This window comes from Novosphingobium sp. BF6, assembly GCF_058273105.1.
The window spans coordinates 2,413,699-2,429,677 of the sequence record NZ_CM177775.1 but is presented as its reverse complement, the minus strand read 5'-3'; the positions used below and the strand labels follow the sequence as shown (position 1 = coordinate 2,429,677).

General features: G+C 65.8%; 16 protein-coding genes. 5 read left to right on the top strand and 11 right to left on the bottom strand.

Annotation, left to right across the window (positions count from 1 at the left end):
- Positions 1–18: 18 nt before the first annotated feature.
- Positions 19–678, bottom strand: coding sequence for an A24 family peptidase (locus tag AC4D6D_RS11735; protein WP_491325416.1), 660 nt, complete (start codon positions 676–678; stop codon positions 19–21).
- Positions 679–809: 131 nt separating this feature from the next.
- On the opposite strand from AC4D6D_RS11735, the gene AC4D6D_RS11730 reads away from it, so the two are divergent.
- Together AC4D6D_RS11730 and AC4D6D_RS11725 are read left to right on the top strand one after the other, a co-directional pair.
- Complete coding sequence (locus AC4D6D_RS11730; RefSeq protein WP_491327243.1) at positions 810–1,817, top strand: alpha/beta fold hydrolase; 1,008 nt, start codon at positions 810–812, stop codon at positions 1,815–1,817.
- Between the two features lie 6 nt (positions 1,818–1,823).
- A complete protein-coding gene (locus AC4D6D_RS11725; RefSeq protein WP_491325415.1) occupies positions 1,824–2,906 on the top strand; it encodes an NAD(P)/FAD-dependent oxidoreductase in 1,083 nt (360 codons plus the stop codon).
- Positions 2,907–3,101: 195 nt separating this feature from the next.
- On the opposite strand, the gene AC4D6D_RS11720 is transcribed toward AC4D6D_RS11725, so the two are convergent.
- The 4 genes from AC4D6D_RS11720 to ispH form a co-directional block, all read right to left on the bottom strand.
- Positions 3,102–4,160 carry an FUSC family protein gene (locus AC4D6D_RS11720; RefSeq protein ID WP_491325414.1) on the bottom strand — a complete coding sequence of 353 codons (1,059 nt, stop codon included), beginning with the start codon at positions 4,158–4,160 and terminating at the stop codon, positions 3,102–3,104.
- Positions 4,161–4,266: 106 nt separating this feature from the next.
- Positions 4,267–4,704 (bottom strand): ribonuclease HI, encoded by a 438-nt coding sequence (rnhA, locus tag AC4D6D_RS11715; RefSeq protein WP_147215429.1) that lies wholly within the window; start codon positions 4,702–4,704, stop codon positions 4,267–4,269.
- On the bottom strand, positions 4,701–5,690 hold the full coding sequence (gene thrB / locus AC4D6D_RS11710; RefSeq protein WP_147215427.1) for a homoserine kinase: 990 nt from the start codon (positions 5,688–5,690) through the stop codon (positions 4,701–4,703). The genes rnhA and thrB overlap by 4 nt, the downstream gene beginning before the upstream one ends.
- A gap of 15 nt (positions 5,691–5,705) precedes the next feature.
- Complete coding sequence (gene ispH, locus AC4D6D_RS11705) at positions 5,706–6,680, bottom strand: 4-hydroxy-3-methylbut-2-enyl diphosphate reductase (protein ID WP_491325413.1); 975 nt, start codon at positions 6,678–6,680, stop codon at positions 5,706–5,708.
- A gap of 67 nt (positions 6,681–6,747) precedes the next feature.
- On the opposite strand from ispH, the gene AC4D6D_RS11700 reads away from it, so the two are divergent.
- On the top strand, positions 6,748–7,410 hold the full coding sequence (locus tag AC4D6D_RS11700; protein WP_147215423.1) for a hypothetical protein: 663 nt from the start codon (positions 6,748–6,750) through the stop codon (positions 7,408–7,410).
- A 190-nt stretch (positions 7,411–7,600) separates the two neighbouring features.
- Here AC4D6D_RS11700 and AC4D6D_RS11695 read toward each other — a convergent pair whose 3' ends face one another.
- The 6 genes from AC4D6D_RS11695 to AC4D6D_RS11670 form a co-directional block, all read right to left on the bottom strand.
- Complete coding sequence (locus AC4D6D_RS11695; protein WP_491325412.1) at positions 7,601–8,296, bottom strand: lysophospholipid acyltransferase family protein; 696 nt, start codon at positions 8,294–8,296, stop codon at positions 7,601–7,603.
- Positions 8,297–8,390: 94 nt separating this feature from the next.
- Entirely contained in the window at positions 8,391–8,828 is a 438-nt protein-coding gene (locus AC4D6D_RS11690) for a Fur family transcriptional regulator (RefSeq protein WP_147215419.1), read from the bottom strand.
- Between the two features lie 146 nt (positions 8,829–8,974).
- Positions 8,975–9,427 (bottom strand): Ros/MucR family transcriptional regulator, encoded by a 453-nt coding sequence (locus AC4D6D_RS11685; protein ID WP_147215417.1) that lies wholly within the window; start codon positions 9,425–9,427, stop codon positions 8,975–8,977.
- Positions 9,428–9,591: 164 nt separating this feature from the next.
- Positions 9,592–10,050 carry a GNAT family N-acetyltransferase gene (locus AC4D6D_RS11680; RefSeq protein WP_491325411.1) on the bottom strand — a complete coding sequence of 153 codons (459 nt, stop codon included), beginning with the start codon at positions 10,048–10,050 and terminating at the stop codon, positions 9,592–9,594.
- 8 nt (positions 10,051–10,058) lie between these two features.
- Positions 10,059–10,721: a tRNA (adenosine(37)-N6)-threonylcarbamoyltransferase complex dimerization subunit type 1 TsaB gene (gene tsaB, locus AC4D6D_RS11675; RefSeq protein ID WP_491325410.1), complete on the bottom strand. Its 663-nt coding sequence runs from the start codon at positions 10,719–10,721 to the stop codon at positions 10,059–10,061.
- Between the two features lie 7 nt (positions 10,722–10,728).
- Entirely contained in the window at positions 10,729–11,307 is a 579-nt protein-coding gene (locus AC4D6D_RS11670) for a NifU family protein (protein ID WP_465144921.1), read from the bottom strand.
- Between the two features lie 164 nt (positions 11,308–11,471).
- Here AC4D6D_RS11670 and AC4D6D_RS11665 point away from each other — a divergent pair, with 164 nt between their 5' ends.
- On the top strand, positions 11,472–14,414 hold the full coding sequence (locus tag AC4D6D_RS11665; protein WP_491325409.1) for a M16 family metallopeptidase: 2,943 nt from the start codon (positions 11,472–11,474) through the stop codon (positions 14,412–14,414).
- Between the two features lie 191 nt (positions 14,415–14,605).
- The gene (locus AC4D6D_RS11660; RefSeq protein WP_147215405.1) at positions 14,606–15,979 is read left to right on the top strand and encodes a class II 3-deoxy-7-phosphoheptulonate synthase; all 1,374 of its coding nucleotides are present in this window, start codon (positions 14,606–14,608) and stop codon (positions 15,977–15,979) included.

Genomic DNA, 15,979 nt, shown 5'->3' with positions numbered 1-15,979 from the left:
AATTGGTTAAAATCGGGTTCACCCAACGATCGGGTTGGAAAGCGCCTGCTCGCCCATGACCCACAGGGCAGCGGCCGAAATCGCGACGCCGTAAGGGATCGGCAGCCGCGACTTCTGTCGGCGCATGATGTGGCGGAAGCCGAGCAGGAACACGATCACCAGCGCAAGTGTCGCCAGTGCCAGCATCCAGGCCTGCGGCAGGGCCTTGTGGACGGCATCGAGACGCGCCGAGGAGATCACCGGCTGATGCGTCGCCAGAGCATAGACCACGCAGGCCGCAGCCCAGACCCAGCCGAGTGCGACGACCCAGCCAAGTGTGTCGCGCAGCTTCTCGCCGGAAATACGCTCCATATTGAAGGCGGCCATCGCGATCGAGGCACCGCCGCCGATCATCGCCATCAACACGATCACTTGCCCGAAACTGCCCGGCGCGAACCACAACGCCAGCGCCGCAAGCAGCTTGACGTCGCCGCCGCCCATCTGGCGCAGCGCGAAGAGGACGCAGGCGATGACGAAAGTCAGCAGGGCCAGTCCGAGTTGCCACGCCACGTCGCTCCAGCCGAAGTCCAGCGACCACCACCACAGCGGCGCGGCCAGCGCGATGGCGAGATTGAGCGTATTGTCGATCTCCCGGCGCTTCAGATCGGTGAAGGCGGCAACGAGCAGGGCGATTGCCAATGCCAGCAGCAATGCATACGAAAAAGCTCCGCTCGGCATTCGTGAGTTCCCCCTTGGCCGGGGCCTCATCTAGCGGATATCGCTTACCAAACAGTAACCACACAATCGAAGGCTACGTCAGCCACGTGACCATCCAGGCAACCGAGAACAAGCCCTCCCTCAGCGAGATCGCGCGGGAGGCGGCAAAGGCAAGGCGAGCGATCCCCGAAGGCGTCGTCGAGAGTTTCTGGACCGGCCCGAGCGGTCCCGAGCCGCTGCGCCGGATCGACTGGCCCGCCGCGGCTCCCGGCGAGACGGAGGCGCGCGGCTCGATCCTGTTCCTGCCGGGACGCGGCGACGCTTACGAGAAGTGGCTGGAAACTCTGGAGCAATGGCATCTCGAAGGCTGGGCGGTCAGTTCGATCGACTGGCGCGGGCAGGCGCTGAGCGGTCGGTTCGGCTTCGATGCCACCACTGGCCATGTTCCCGGCTTCGACCTCTGGATCGAGGATCTCGCCGCCTTCTGGCGCGGCTGGACGGCAGAGCGTCCGGGGCCGCATGTGCTGGTCGGTCACTCGATGGGCGGTCATCTCGCTCTGCGCGCTGTCGCGCAAGGGAAGGTCGGGCCGGACGCGCTGGTGCTTTCCGCGCCCATGCTCGGCATCCACCCGGCCCGCGTTCCGCCGGGCCTGCTCCACGCCATTGCGCGCGGGATTGTCCGGCTCGGCGATTCGCGCCGTCCGGCCTGGAAGCACAGCGAGAAGCCGGAACTCCTGCCGCAGGCCCGCTCGCGGCTGCTGACCCACGACAAGGCCCGCTATGCCGACGAGGACTGGTGGCGCAGCCGCCGACCCGGCATTGCCATGGGACCGGCCAGCTGGGGCTGGATCGAACGGGCACTCGCCTCGATTCGTCTGCTGGACGACAAGGGCGTGCTCGAAGCGGTGCCGGTGCCGGTGCTGCTGCTGGCCACGCGCTGCGACGGCCTCGTCTCCTGGCCCGCGATCCGGCGCGCCGCCCGCAGGCTGCCGCATGCCGAACTCCTGGCCTTCGGTCACGAAGCGCGCCACGAACTCCTGCGCGAGAGCGATCCGGTCCGCGATCGCGCCCTCGCGGCCATTCGGGACTTCCTGAACCGGACGGCGCCCGTTAGGGGCTGAGGCCCTATGGATAGCAGGTTCGATATCGTCATAGTGGGCGCCGGAATGGCAGGCGCCTCGCTGGCCGCCCGGATTGGAGAGCAGGCACGGGTGCTGGTGATCGAAGCCGAGGAACGCCCCGGCTATCACGCCACCGGTCGCTCGGCAGCGTTCTGGACCGAGAGCTACGGCGGCCCGCAGGTCAAGCCGCTGACCACGGCCTCCGGTCCCGAACTGCACCGCCTCGGCGTGCTGACCCCGCGCGGCGCCCTGACGATCGGCAAGACCGGACAAGAACGCGAGATTGCCGCTTTCGCCGAGACGTACGGCGGCGTCGGCATTGAGGTATCGACACTGGGCCGCGCCGAAATCGCCGCGCGCATCCCCGATCTCAAGCCCGAGTGGACTTGCGGTGTGCTGGAGCCGAGCACTTGCGATATCGACGTGGCTGCACTCCACCAACATTACTTGGCCTCCGCCCGCAAGGCAGGCGTGGAGCTATGGTGCCGCGCGGGCCTCGCTGCTGTCGAGCGCGTGCCGGGCGGCTGGTCGCTCACGCTGGCCGATGGACGCCGCGTGACTTGCGACGTGCTGGTGAACGCGGCAGGGGCCTGGGCCGATGCGGTGGCAGGCAAGGCAGGCGTTCGCCCGCTCGGCATCGCGCCCTATCGCCGCACGATCGCCCAGGTCGCGATCGAGCCATCCGCGCCGGATACGCTTCCCCTCGTTCTCGATGTCGCGGGCCGGTTCTACTTCAAGCCTGAAAGCGGCCGCCTCTGGCTCAGCCCGCACGACGAAACGCCCAGCTCCCCCTGCGACGCCGCGCCGGAGGAAATCGACGTGGCGCTCGCTATCGACAGGTTCGAGCAGGTGGTCGATCGCCCGGTCCTGCGCGTGGAGCACCGCTGGGCGGGCCTGCGCTCGTTCGCGCCGGATCGGCTGCCGGTCTATGGTTTCGATCCTGAGGACGCTGCGTTCTTCTGGTTCGCGGGGCAAGGCGGCTTCGGCATTCAGACGGCACCTGCTGCGGCGGTGTTGGGGGCGGGGTTGTTGCTGGGGCGGGACGGTGGTGAGGTCGATCCTCGGCCGTTTGGGCCGGGAAGGTTTTAGAAGGGGAAGTCCTGGGGGATGATCCCCCAGACCCTCGGAATGTCGTCGTTGTGCACGACCTATCCGAAGTGCGCTCCTTGCGGCGCAGCCATTAGGTCTCCCGACGCCACCATGAGCGGACAACGAATAGGCTGGGCATGACCTAGACAGTAATGGGGGTGCAGGGGGGCTTTGCTCCCCTGCTTGTCCTTTTCTTCACTCGTTATTCTCAGCCTGCGAATCTGACCCGCTCACCCTCCGCCCCGGCGCGATGAAGTGCCAGACCAGCAGTACCGGCTCCAGCACCGCCATCCCGACGAAGATGCTGATGAGGCGGTGCACGGCGGGCATGATTTCCGCGTCGGCGTAGGAATCCGGCACCAGCACGACCAGCACCGCGAGGGTGAACTGAAGGCCGAGGTAGGTCACGTTCGGCAGTCCGTTCTCGATATGCCTGCCGATGACGATGCCGAGGCAGGTCCCCGCGATCAGCACCGGCGCACTACCTTGTGCGAGAAGCAGGACTGCCAGCGAGAGGCCTCCGCCCGCGAGGCAGCCGAGCGTGCGCTGGAACAGGCGGCGGGTCACGGGGGCGAAGCCGCTCGCGCCGATCCCGTTCACCGGCACGATCATTACCGCCATCACGGTGACGGCGGCCTGGGCCATCTGCGGCAGTTGGAACAGGGCGTGGAGCACCGGGAGCACGGCAATGGCGATGCCCGCCTGCGCGGCGTGGCGCGCGGCGTGGGGGTGCCACTTCATCCGCTCGGGCGCGGGCTTGCGTCCGGCGAGCCATTTCCTGCCCGAGAGCGTGGCGGCGGAAAGGCTGACGATCACGCAGGCCACGGTGCCGGCGATCACTTCGAGCAGGCGGGTCTGGGCGAAATGGATGGTGTCGAGGTCGGGGTGTTCCAGCTTGTCGAGCAGGATCATCTCGAAGGTCAGGCCGAACAGCAGCCAGGCATAGGCGCGCCGGGCGGTGATCATGCCGTAGAGGCCGACTGCGCCGACCAGCGCCGCGCTGGCCATGGCGAGCGGCAGCGAGTGGGCGGCATAGGGCACGATCGCCAGCGCCAGCAGCGAGCCGATCGCGGTCCCGGCGATGCGCAGCACGCCGCGAAGAAGCGTTTCGGCGGTTTCGCTCTTGAGCAGGACGAAGGCGGTGAAGGCTGCCCAGGCCACGAACCTGGCGCCGATCAGGTGGGCGAACAGGATCGCCAGCATGACCGAGGCGACACAGGCCCATTCGTCGGCCATGCGCGGGCCGGGCGTCACGAGGGCGCGGGCTTCCTCGCGCAGGCGATTCCGGATGACGGGGAGGGCCCGGATGACGGGGAAGGGGGGGAGGCGGGGTTCGGAAGCGGGCAGGGCTGCGCTCCCGTTACTTGCCTGCCGCGACCGCCGCGTCGCTGGCGAGCTTGTCGACGCGCTCGTTCTCGACATGGCCGGAGTGGCCGCGCACCCATTCCCAGTGGACCTTGTGGCGGGCGACGGCCTCGATCAGGTCATGCCAGAGATCGGCATTGCGCACGGGCTGCTTGCTGGCGTTGACCCAGCCCTTCTTCTTCCAGCCGTGGACCCACTTGGTGATGCCGTCGATCACGTACTTGCTGTCGGTCTGGAGCGTGATCTCGCAAGGTTCGGTCAGGGCGTTGAGGCCCTTGATGACGGCGGTCATCTCCATGCGGTTGTTGGTGGTGTCCGGCTCGCCGCCGGACATTTCCTTTTCGTGGACGCCCATGCGCAGCAGTACGCCCCAGCCGCCGGGGCCGGGATTGCCCTTGCAGGCGCCGTCGGTGAAGATCTGAACCTGCTTCATGCCGCGAATATGCCGGAATTGGCCGGATCGGCATAGAATTCGAGACGGCGGGCAAAGGCCATCGGGTCCTTCGGCGTCACGAGTGCGTCTTCCGGCGTGTTGAGCCAGTCGTAGGCGCGGGTGGCGAGGAAGCGGATCGCCGCGCCGCGCGCGAGCAGCGGCAGGGCGGCGCGCTCGGCCTCGGAAAGCGGGCGCACGGCTTCGTAGCCCTCGATCAGCGCGCGCGACAGGTCGGGCAGGAACTGCGTGCCGTCGTTGCTGAAGCACCAGGCCGTGTGGGTGACGACGACATCGTAGGCCAGCAGATCGGTGCAGGCGAAGTAGAAGTCGATCAGGCCGGTGACTTTGCTGCCGAGCATCAGCACGTTGTCGGTGAAGAGATCGGCATGGATCACGCCGCTCGGCAAGTCGGAGGGCCACTGACCCGCCAGTTCGGCCAGTTCGCGCTCGACGAGGGCGCCAAGGTCGGGATCGATCGATTCCAGACCCTCGCGGGTGCAGTCGCCCAGCAGTTGCTGCCATGCCGGCAGGTCTAGCGAGTTCGCGCGCGATTGTCCGAAATCGGCGGCGGCAAGGTGGATCTGCGCCAGTGCCGCGCCAACTGCGCGGGCCTGCGCCGGGGTCGGCTCGGAAACGGAAACGCCGGGCAGGAACTCGATCAGCGCCAGTGCCTTGCGGTTCTCGCCCTCACCGATGAAGCGGTGGCTGGCGCCGTCGCGGTCGTGCATGGTGCGCGGCACGGGGCAGTCGCGGGCGGCGAGGTGGTCGAGCAGGTCGAGGAAGAAGGGCAGGTCTGAAATGTCTGTCCGGCTCTCGTAGACCGTCAGGATGAAGCGGCGGGCGTCGTCGCCCTGCTGCGTCTCGATCAGCCAGTTGCTGTTGGACACGCCCTCGGCGATGCCCTTGGCCGAAACCAGTGTGCCGACGCCAAAGGTCTCGATGATCGCGGACATCTCTTCCGCGCCGAGCCGGGTATAGACTGCCATGAGGTAGGGTGTTCCTTAGCGGGCGAGCTGGCGCGGCAGCTTGAACGTGATGGTTTCCTCGGCGGTCACCCGTTCCTCGGATTCGACTTCGCGCAGTTCCTTGATCCGCGTGATCACTTCGTTGACCAGTTCCTCAGGTGCCGAGGCCCCGGCGGTGAGGCCCAGAGTCGCGATGTCCGACAGCCATTCCGGATCGATATCGGCAGCCCGCTGGATCATCTGCCCGCGCGAACCGGCGCGCTCGGCCACTTCGACGAGGCGCAGCGAATTCGAGCTCTTGGGCGAGCCGATCACCAGCACCAGCTCGCAATCTGGCGCGATCTGCTTCACAGCGGCCTGGCGGTTCGACGTTGCGTAGCAGATGTCTTCCTGCTTCGGCGCGACGACATTGGGGAAACGCGTCAGGATCGCCTCGATGATCGCGGCGGTATCGTCCACCGAGAGCGTGGTCTGCGAAAGATAGGCGAGTTCGCGGTCGGCGGGAACTTCCACCCTTGCCACGTCATCTGCCGTCTCGATCAGGGTCATGTTGCCTTCGGGGACTTGCCCGAAAGTGCCGATCACTTCCGGGTGCCCGGCATGGCCGATGAAGAGGATATGGCGCCCGTCGGCGATCTGGCGCTCGGCCTGGCGATGCACCTTGCTGACGAGCGGGCAAGTCGCATCCAGCCATTCGAGGCCGCGCGCGGTGGCCTTGGCCGGAACCGCCTTGGGCACGCCGTGGGCCGAAAAGATCACCGGCACGCCGTCCGGCACCTGGTCGACGCTTTCCACGAAGACCGCGCCCTTGGCCTTGAGGTTGTCGACCACGAACTTGTTGTGCACGATCTCGTGCCGCACGTAGACCGGCGCGCCGTATATTTCGAGCGCGCGCTCGACGATCTCGATGGCGCGATCGACACCGGCGCAGAAGCCCCGCGGAGCCGCGATCAGGAGGCGCAGGGGCTTGCCGGAAAAGGGCGGGTTCGGAGACGGAAAGGGCGCGTTCATGAATGGGCCTCTAGCGCTTTGCCGCTTGCGCCGCTAGGGCAAGCCGACGTCTTCGAGGAACCTCACGATGAATGCACGCCGCCTGACTGCCACTGTCCTCTGCTCCGCAGCCGCGGTGACCGCGCTGAGCGGTTGTGCCAAGAAGGGAGAGATCGTGGTCGATTCGGGCGTGGGCATCACCGCCGTGCGTTCGGCCTGCCCGGCCGTCGGCATTCCCGACTATACCGGTGATATGACGCTGTTCCGCGTGGCGAACGATCGCACCGCCGCCAATATCGACCTCGAAGCGGCGATGACCAACGTGCGCACGACCTGCAACGAACAGGCCGGCGACAAGGTCGTCGCGAAAGTGGAATTCGACGTTCTTGCCCGCCGCAACGACAAGCAGGGAGCCCGGCAGGTAACGCTGCCCTACTTCGTCTCGGTGCTTCAGGGCGGCTCGGCGGTGGTCTCCAAGCGCGTCGGCCGCGTCACGCTGAACTTTGCGGACGGCCAGGACCGCGCGCAGTTCCACGCCGTCGGCTCGGCCGTCATCGACCGCGCCGCCGCCACGCTGCCTGCCGACATTCGCGAGAAGATCACCCGCAAGCGCAAGGCGGGCGATGCCGATGCCGCCGTCGATCCGCTGTCGGATCCGACCGTGAAGGCCGCGGTCGCGCGTTCGAGCTTCGAGGTGCTGGTCGGGTTCCAGCTTGACGAGGCGCAGCTCGCTTATAACGCTACACGTTGATTTTAAGAGAAAAAGAGAAGTCCTGGGGGATGATCCCCCAGACCCTCGAAATTGGCGACGTATCTGGTGTGTGCTCCTTGCGGCGCAGCCATTAAGTTCCCCGACGCAACCACGGGTGCACGACGCTGTTGGTCCGCCTGACCTAGACGTTAGTGGGAGTGCAGGGGGGCTATGCTCCCCTGCTTGTTCTTCATTCTTTCCCACTTGCTCGCTCGATCGCCCCTTGCGCCCCTCGCGCCATGGCCTTGCGATCGCGCCGTTCCTCACCGACCAGCGGCGGCAGGAAATGCAGCGTCACGTGCAAGGGCCTTGCCCGTGCGAATATGCGCAGGGCGTTGTCCAGCCCCGATTCCTCGCCGACCCAGGCAATTTCTGCGGCGTCTTTTCCGTAGTCGAGCCAGACCGGCTGCACCGTGAGTTCGGCGTCGTCCGCGCCTATGGCCGAAAGCAGTGACGACTTGAACGGCAGCAATGCGCTTCCACCTTCGGTCGTACCTTCCGGGAATATCGTCAGCGCGCCGGTATCGTTCAGGGTCCTGCGGATCTGCTCGACTTGCGCGGCGACGGTGCTGCGGCGGTGGCGGGCGATGAAGACGGTGTCGTTGAGTGAGCAGAGCCAGCGCAGGGGGGCGAACTCGGCGAGACCGTCCTGGGCGACGAAGGCCGTTCCGGTGGCACCACAGAGCGCGGGAATGTCGAGCCAGCTCAGGTGATTGGCAAGGAAGAAGGTGTTCGGTGCCGGGCGCGTGCCTTGCATGGTTACGCGCAGGCCGGAGATCGTGCCGACATGTCTCAGGAACAGGCGGGGCACCGGATTGCGGGCAGTGAAGAGCGTCAGCAGATAGTAGGCTGGAATGCAGGTCAGGAGCAGGAGCAGCAATGCCAAAAGGCGGATCGCAACCAAGGGCCAACCCCAGGGCGCGATCCGCCTTTTGCGTTCGATTGCCGTGGGCTGAGCCCCCGAAATCACTTTAGGGCGATCACTTGCGGGTTTCGCCGTCCTCGCGATCGATCCGCACGCCGAAGAGTTCCATGCGGTGGTCGACGAGACGGAAGCCGAGCTTTTCGGCGATCTGCCGTTGCAGCGATTCCAGTTCAGGATCGACGAATTCGATGACCTGTCCGGATTCGACGTCGATCATGTGGTCGTGGTGGGCTTCCGGTGCGGCCTCGTAACGGGCGCGGCCGTCGCCGAAGTCGTGACGGTCGAGGATGCCGGCTTCCTCGAAGAGGCGCACGGTGCGGTAGACCGTGGCGATCGAGATGCCGGGATCCAGCGCGGTGGCGCGTTCGTGGAGTTTTTCCACGTCGGGGTGGTCGGTGCTCTCGGAGAGCACTCGGGCGATAATGCGGCGTTGTTCGGTAATCCGAAGGCCGCGTTCGGCGCAGAGGGCTTCGAGGTCGATAGGTTGATTCACGTTTGACCCGTATCAATGAAAAGGCACGGCAACCTAGATAGGCTGCCGTGCCTTTAATCACAACCTGTGAACGTCGCCGGAGTTGCTGATTGTGGAAATCGGCGTCGTTCGTGGATGCGGTGTTTCGGTGCCGTCAGGCGCCGAAATCAGGCTGCGGTGGGGGCAGCCTTGGGCTTGCGGCCGCGCTTGGCGTTGGGCTTGCGGCCGAGACCGATCTTCTTCGCGAGTTCGCGACGCTTTTCGGCATAGTTGGGGGCGACCATCGGATAGTCGGCGGGCAGGTTCCAGCGCGCGCGATACTCTTCCGGGGTCATGTTGTAGTGCGTCATGAGGTGGCGCTTCAGCATCTTCAGCTTTTTGCCGTCCTCAAGGCAGACGATGTAGTCGGGCTTCACCGAAGCGCGCACCGAGACGGCGGGTTCCGGCTTTTCTTCTTCGACGACGGGCGTGCCACCAAGTCCGGCGAGGGCGCCGTAGACATTGGTGATGAGCGAAGGCAGGTCCTCGACGTTGACATTGTTGTTGCTGACATGAGCAGCGACGATGTCGGACGTGAGCGTGATCAGCGTCTCTTTGACGTCAGCCTGAATGTTTTCCATTGTATACGACCTCTTTATTATTTCCATTTCTGGAACCCGCGAGCCATTTAAGCCCTGCATAGTCGCTCTGAACCATTTCGTTCGGGAATACAAGGTGTATAAAAAGACGTCCCTAATTGCGACACTTGTAATGGAAAATGAATTTCCAATAGTCGGTGTAGAGATCAGCCGATGTCGCAAGCAAAGGTCAGGGCGTCGAGCCTTTCTCCGTGCAGCAACCGGTAATAGTCCTTTCGCTCGCCGATCTGATAGAAGCCCATGCTGGAATAGAGCCGCTCTGCCGGATTTCCTCTTCTCATTTCAAGCAGAAGGCGTTTCGCACCGCGCTGCGTAGAGGTCTGTTTGAGAGCCTCCAGTAAGGAGCGCCCCAATCCCAGGCGGCGATGTTCGGGCGCCACTGCAAGAAGCAGCAGTTCCTCTTCTTCGAAGCCCGTGCGGGACAGAGAAAATCCGACCGCTTCATCGCCTGCTTCGGCGGGTTTTCCTTCGGGCGAGATGAGGAAGTAGTGGCAGTTTCCGAGCGTCAGGGCATCGTCGACTTGGCGGCGGTTCCAGGCTTCGCCCCAGGCCGGGTCGAATGCGCTGGCCATGACGGCCATGATACGGTCGAGGTCGTCGGTCATTTGCGAGGTCAACTGAGTGGGCCGGGCAGTCCGCCGGGCAGACGCGCGTCGGGCGCGCGGCCGTAGAGCGGGCGGGTATCGGTCAGCAGGGCGCCTTCGGGAAGCAGCGGGAAGGCGCGGGCGTCGGGCCAGACGGCCAGAGCCGTGCCGTGTCCGCGCCGGCCGATGAGCGCTTCGGCCTGGGTGCCGACGATGACTTCTTCTGTCATGCTCGCGGCAGCGTCTTCGGGGCGCTGGGAGGAGAGGGCGCGGGTGAGGCTGCCGTCCGCGGCAAAGCTCTCGGTGAACCATTCGCCGTGGCCGCCGGTCATCGCCACCCCTACGGGTACGGCGCCCGCCTGATCGCGCGCGATGGCGGCGACCATGGCGAGCGTCGAATAGCCGAGGACCTCGGACCCCCAGGCCAGTGCCAGCGCCCGGGCGGCGGCGAGGCCGACGCGCACGCCGGTGAAGCTGCCGGGGCCGAGCGCGACGACGATCCGCGCCGCGCGGCCGCGATCGGGCAGGGCGGCGATCATCGGCACGAGCGCTTCGGCATGGCCGCGCCCGAGCATGCGGAAGTCGCCCGCAACGCGTGTCTTTTCATCGAAAAGCGCGACCGAGCAGGCCTCGGTCGCGCTATCGATCACCAGTGTCCGGCCGATGAACGGCTCTCCTGCCTTCTCCGTCATGCGGGCGTCAGGCAGCCCGGACTTCGGTGACTTCTGGGACGTAGTGCTTCAGCAGGCTCTCGATACCCTGCTTCAGCGTCGCGCTGGACGAGGGGCAGCCCGAGCAGGCGCCCTGCATGGCGAGATAGACCACGCCGTCGCGGAAGCCGCGATAGACGATGTCGCCGCCGTCGTTGGCCACGGCCGGGCGCACGCGGGTCTCGATCAGGTCCTTGATCTGCTCGACGATGTCGGCATCGGCGGGATCGTCGCCGTAATCGGTGTCTTCTTCAAGCGGAACCGAGAAGCCGCTGGCGTCGCCGCCCGCGAAGAGCGGGGCTTCCGACACGAAATGGTCGAGCAGGATCGAAACGACCTGCGGCTTGAGGTCCGACCACTCCGCGCCGGGCGCGGCGGTCACCGAGACGAAGCCCTGGCCGAAAAACACCCCGGTCACGTCGCCGAGGTCGAACAGCGCCTGCGCCAGCGGCGATGCTTCCGCATCCTCGGGCGAGGTGAATTCGCGGGTGCCGGCTGCCATGACCTGCCGTCCGGGCAGGAACTTGAGCGTGGCGGGATTGGGCGTGGCTTCGGTTTCGATGTACATGATCCACGCGATTTAGGTGCTGCGGGGATAGGGTCAAGTCCACAAGCTGCAATTGACTTTGCGCGGCGCGGGAACAAGGCTGCGATCCGGCACTTTTATGCCGCGACTTCATACGCCACGCTATTCACTGGCCCTTAATCGAACCGGAACCTATACCCCTCCCGATGACGAAATCTTCGCGCGCCGCTCGCTCGCTCGCCTGCTTCCTGCTGCTGGCACCCCTTCCGGTTCAGTCCGTTCTTGCGCAAGTGCCCGGCGCCCCAGTTCCAGGCCAGGCACCGGTGGCGGAAACGCTGCCCGGCGACCGCGATCCCTGGCTCTACCGCGGCAGCGACATTCCCCGCGATCCCGAGTGGCATTTCGGCGAACTGTCCAACGGCCTGAAATATGCCGTGCGCCGCAACGGCGTGCCGCCGGGGCAGGTCTCGATCCGCATTCGCGTCGATGCCGGTTCGCTATACGAAACCGATTCGGAGCGCGGCTACGCGCACTTGCTGGAGCACATGCTGTTCCGCCAGTCGAAGTACATCCCTGAGGGGACGGCCATCGCCGCCTTCCAGCGTCTGGGCGCCACGTTTGGCAGCGATACCAATGCGGTGACTTCCACCACGCAGACCGTGTTCAAGCTCGACTTGCCCAACGCCACGCCGACCTCGCTGGACGAGACGTTCAAGCTGATGAGCGGCATGGTGACGGCGCCGACGCTGTCGGCCTCCAACCTCAAGTCCGACCTGCCGATCGTGCTGGCCGAGATGCGTGAGCGTGGCGGCGCCGCCAAGCGCGTGCAGGACGCGATGCAGAAGACGCTCTACGCCGGACAGCCGCTCTCCGTGCGTGAGCCGATCGGCACGGTGGAAACCCTGACTTCGGCAACGCCGGATTCGGTCCGCGCGTTCTACTCGCGCTGGTATCGCCCGGATAATGTCGCGGTGATCGTGGCGGGCGATGCCGATCCGGCGACGCTGGAAAGCTATGTGAAGAAGTGGTTTTCCGACTGGAAGGCCAGCGGCAAGCTGAGCCCGGCGCCGAGCTTCGGCGATCCGGTCGCGCCGCAGGGCGCCGATGCGAAGAACCCGGTCGGCGAGACCAAGGTGCTCGTCGAGCCCGACCTGCCGCCTTCGCTGATGTATGCGATCCTGCGCCCCTGGCGGCAGGTGACGGACAATGTCGTCTACAATCAGGGCCTGATGGTCGATTCGATTGCGCAGGCGGTCATCAATCGCCGCCTCGAATCGAAGGCCCGCGCGGGCGGCAGCTTCCTCTCGGCCTCGGTCAACCAGGACGACGTCTCGCGTTCGGCCGATGCCACGTTCGTCTCGGTCACGCCGCTGGGCGACGACTGGGAGGCGGCGCTGCGCGACGTGCGCGGGGTCATCGCCGATGCCATGACCAAGCCGCCGACGCAGGCCGAGATCGACCGCGAGGTTGCCGAACTCGACGTGGCATTCCAGGTTCCCGTGGAGCAGCAGCGCATCCTGCCCGGCTCGAAGCTGGCCGACGACATGGTCAATGCGCTCGATATCCGCGAGACCGTCGCCGCGCCGAATGACGTGCTGCGCATCTTCCGCGAATCGAAGCACCTGTTCACGCCGTCCGACGTGCTCAAGCATACGCAGACGCTGTTCAGCGGCACGGTGACGCGGGCGATCTTCACCACGCAGAAGCAGGGCGGCGCCACCGACGAGACGCTGCGCACCGCACTGCTCCAGCCGATCAAGCCGGACGCCTCGATCCGCACCGCCGGTAACGAAAAGCCGGTGTCGTTCGAGAAGCTGCCCGCCATCGGCGCACCCCACAAGGCCACCGCGCAGACCCCGACCGGCCTGCTCGACATCGAGCAGCTCACTTTCGCGAACGGCGTGAAGGCCATGCTCTGGCCGGTTCAGGAAGAGCCGGGCCGGGTTACCGTCAAGGTCCGCTTCGGCGGCGGCAAGCGCTCGATCGCGCCGCAGGATGCGCCTTATATCGCGCTCGGCGAATTTGCGCTCGTCGGTTCGGGTCTGGCCACGCTGGGTCAGGAAGACCTCGACCGCATCTCGACCGGGCGCAAGATGGGCTTCGATTTCGAGGTTCAGGACGCCACCTTCCAGTTCCAGGCGGAAACCCGTCCGCAGGATCTGGCCGACCAGCTCTATCTCTTCGCCGCCAAGCTCGACCTGCCGCGTTGGGACCCGCAGCCGCTGGTCCGCGCCAAGGCCGCCGCGAAGATTCAGTACGCCACTTACGCCACCTCCCCCCAGGGCGTGCTGACCCGCGATCTCGAATTCTACCAGCGCGGCAAGGACCCCCGTTTCGCCACGCCGACGCCCGAGGCGATCGAGAGGACCACGGCAGCCGGGTTCAAGAAGGTCTGGAGCAAGGCGCTGGCCAGCGGCCCGGTCGAAGTGCAGATCTACGGCGACTTCGACAAGGCCTCGACCATCACGGCGCTGGAGAAGACCTTCGGCGCGCTCAAGGCCCGTACCCCGGCACCTTCGACCGCCAGTCTCGCGGACGTCACCGTGCCCAAGCCTTCCGATACGCCGATCGTGCTCCAGCATCACGGCGATCCGGACCAGGCGGCGGCGGTGATCTCGTGGCCGACCGGTGGCGGCTCGATGGGCATCCGCGAATCGCGTCAGCTCGAAATCCTCACGCAGCTCTTCACCAACCGCCTGCTCGATGCCGTGCGCGAGAAGCTGGGCGTGGCCTATGCGCCCTACGTCTATTCGCAGTGGCCGGTGGACATGGCGGCGGGCGGTTCGATCACGGCGGTCGCGCAGCTCGATCCCAAGTCGACCACGGTGTTCTTCCAGACCGCCGACGAAATCGCGCAGGATCTTATCAACAATCCGCCGACGGCGCAGGAACTCGCGCTCGTCACCGAGCCGATGCGCCAGCAGGTGACGCGGGCGGCTTCGAGCACTTCGTTCTTCATGGGCCAGCTTGAAGGCGCGACGTACGATCCGTCGCGGATCGGCACCGTCCGCACGATCCTCTACGACTACACGGCCGCCACGCCGCAGCAGATGCAGGCGCTCGCCGCCCGCTATCTCGGCAAGAACAACTCCTGGCGGCTTGAGGTCATGCCGGAAGGCAAGGCGGTGGGCGCGGTCGCGGCGAAGTGAGCGGATCATGCACCGCCGAATCAAGAAAAACTACACCGGGGCGCAATCGATCACGCTGATCGGCTAAACCGGCTTTGCAAAAATTACTCGGGGGCGCTAAAGGGCGCCCCTTGTTTTGCGGTTCTTGCCGGTTAGGCCTCGTGCATACGGCTTGGGGAGAGAAGGCGAAGGAACCGCCGGGAGTACGTAACGTGGCTAGCAATTGGACCCCGGAAAGCTGGAAGGCTCAGGAAGCCCGCCATCTTCCGGTTTACGGCGATGCGGAGAAGCTGGGCGAGGTAGAGGCCACGCTTGCGAAGTTTCCGCCGCTGGTCTTTGCGGGCGAGGCGCGTGCTCTGAAGGCGGATCTCGCCGAAGTCGCCGCCGGTCGCGGTTTCCTGCTCCAGGGCGGGGACTGCGCGGAAAGCTTCGCCGAATTCAGCGCCGACAACATTCGCGACACGTTCCGCGTGCTGCTGCAGATGGCGGTGGTGCTGACGTTCGCCAGCAAACAGCCGGTGGTGAAGCTGGGCCGCATGGCGGGTCAGTTCGCCAAGCCGCGTTCGGCCCCGACCGAGATGGTGGGCGGCGTCGAGATGCCCAGCTACTTCGGCGACATCATCAACGGCATCGAAGCGAACGCCGATGCGCGTCGCAACGATCCGGAGCGCATGCTGCGCGCCTACACCCAGTCTTCGGCCACGCTGAACCTGCTGCGCGCCTTTGCGCACGGCGGCTATGCGAACCTGCGCCAGGTCCACCAGTGGACGATGGAACATATCGGTCGCAGCCCCTGGGGCGAGAAGTTCTCGCAGATGGCCGACCGCATCGGCGAGGCACTGGACTTCATGGCCGCCTGCGGCGTGGACCCGAGTTCGGTTCCCCAGCTTCAGGGTACGGAATTCTACACCAGCCACGAAGCGCTGCTGCTGCCTTACGAGGAAGCGCTGACCCGCCGCGACTCGCTGACCGGCGACTGGTACGACTGCTCGGCCCACATGCTGTGGATCGGCGACCGCACCCGCTTCGAAGGCTCGGCCCATGTCGAATACTTGCGCGGCGTCGGCAATCCGATCGGCATGAAGTGCGGCCCCAGCCTTGAGCCGGACGCACTGCTGCGCATGCTCGACACGCTCAATCCGGGCCGCGAGCCGGGCCGCATGACGCTGATCAGCCGCTATGGTTATGACAAGGTCGAGGCGGGCCTGCCCAAGCTGGTGCGCGCGGTGAAGGCGGAAGGCCATCCGGTCGTGTGGTCGTGCGACCCGATGCACGGCAACGTCATCAAGACCGAGACCGGCTTCAAGACCCGTCCCTACGACCGCATTCTCGCCGAAGTGCGCGGCTTCTTCGCCGTCCACCGCGCCGAGGGCACCCATGCGGGCGGCATCCATATCGAGATGACCGGCCAGGACGTGACCGAATGCACCGGCGGTGCCATCGCCATCACCGACGAGGCGCTGAAGGACCGCTACCACACCCACTGCGACCCGCGCCTCAACGGTGCGCAGTCGATCGAACTCGCTTTCGAGCTGGCAGACCTGCTTAATCTGGAAGCGACCGAAAGGCAGAAGCAGGCGGCTTGA

Bases quoted from the DNA above. Each gene is read 5' to 3' on its own strand.
- AC4D6D_RS11725 (WP_491325415.1), top strand. From the start codon at position 1,824: ATGGATAGCAGGTTCGATATCGTCATAGTGGGCGCCGGAATGGCAGGC.
- rnhA (WP_147215429.1), bottom strand. From the start codon at position 4,704: ATGAAGCAGGTTCAGATCTTCACCGACGGCGCCTGCAAGGGCAATCCC.
- thrB (WP_147215427.1), bottom strand. From the start codon at position 5,690: ATGGCAGTCTATACCCGGCTCGGCGCGGAAGAGATGTCCGCGATCATC.
- ispH (WP_491325413.1), bottom strand. From the start codon at position 6,680: ATGAACGCGCCCTTTCCGTCTCCGAACCCGCCCTTTTCCGGCAAGCCC.
- AC4D6D_RS11700 (WP_147215423.1), top strand. From the start codon at position 6,748: ATGAATGCACGCCGCCTGACTGCCACTGTCCTCTGCTCCGCAGCCGCG.
- AC4D6D_RS11685 (WP_147215417.1), bottom strand. From the start codon at position 9,427: ATGGAAAACATTCAGGCTGACGTCAAAGAGACGCTGATCACGCTCACG.
- AC4D6D_RS11680 (WP_491325411.1), bottom strand. From the start codon at position 10,050: ATGACCGACGACCTCGACCGTATCATGGCCGTCATGGCCAGCGCATTC.
- tsaB (WP_491325410.1), bottom strand. From the start codon at position 10,721: ATGACGGAGAAGGCAGGAGAGCCGTTCATCGGCCGGACACTGGTGATC.
- AC4D6D_RS11670 (WP_465144921.1), bottom strand. From the start codon at position 11,307: ATGTACATCGAAACCGAAGCCACGCCCAATCCCGCCACGCTCAAGTTC.
- AC4D6D_RS11665 (WP_491325409.1), top strand. From the start codon at position 11,472: ATGACGAAATCTTCGCGCGCCGCTCGCTCGCTCGCCTGCTTCCTGCTG.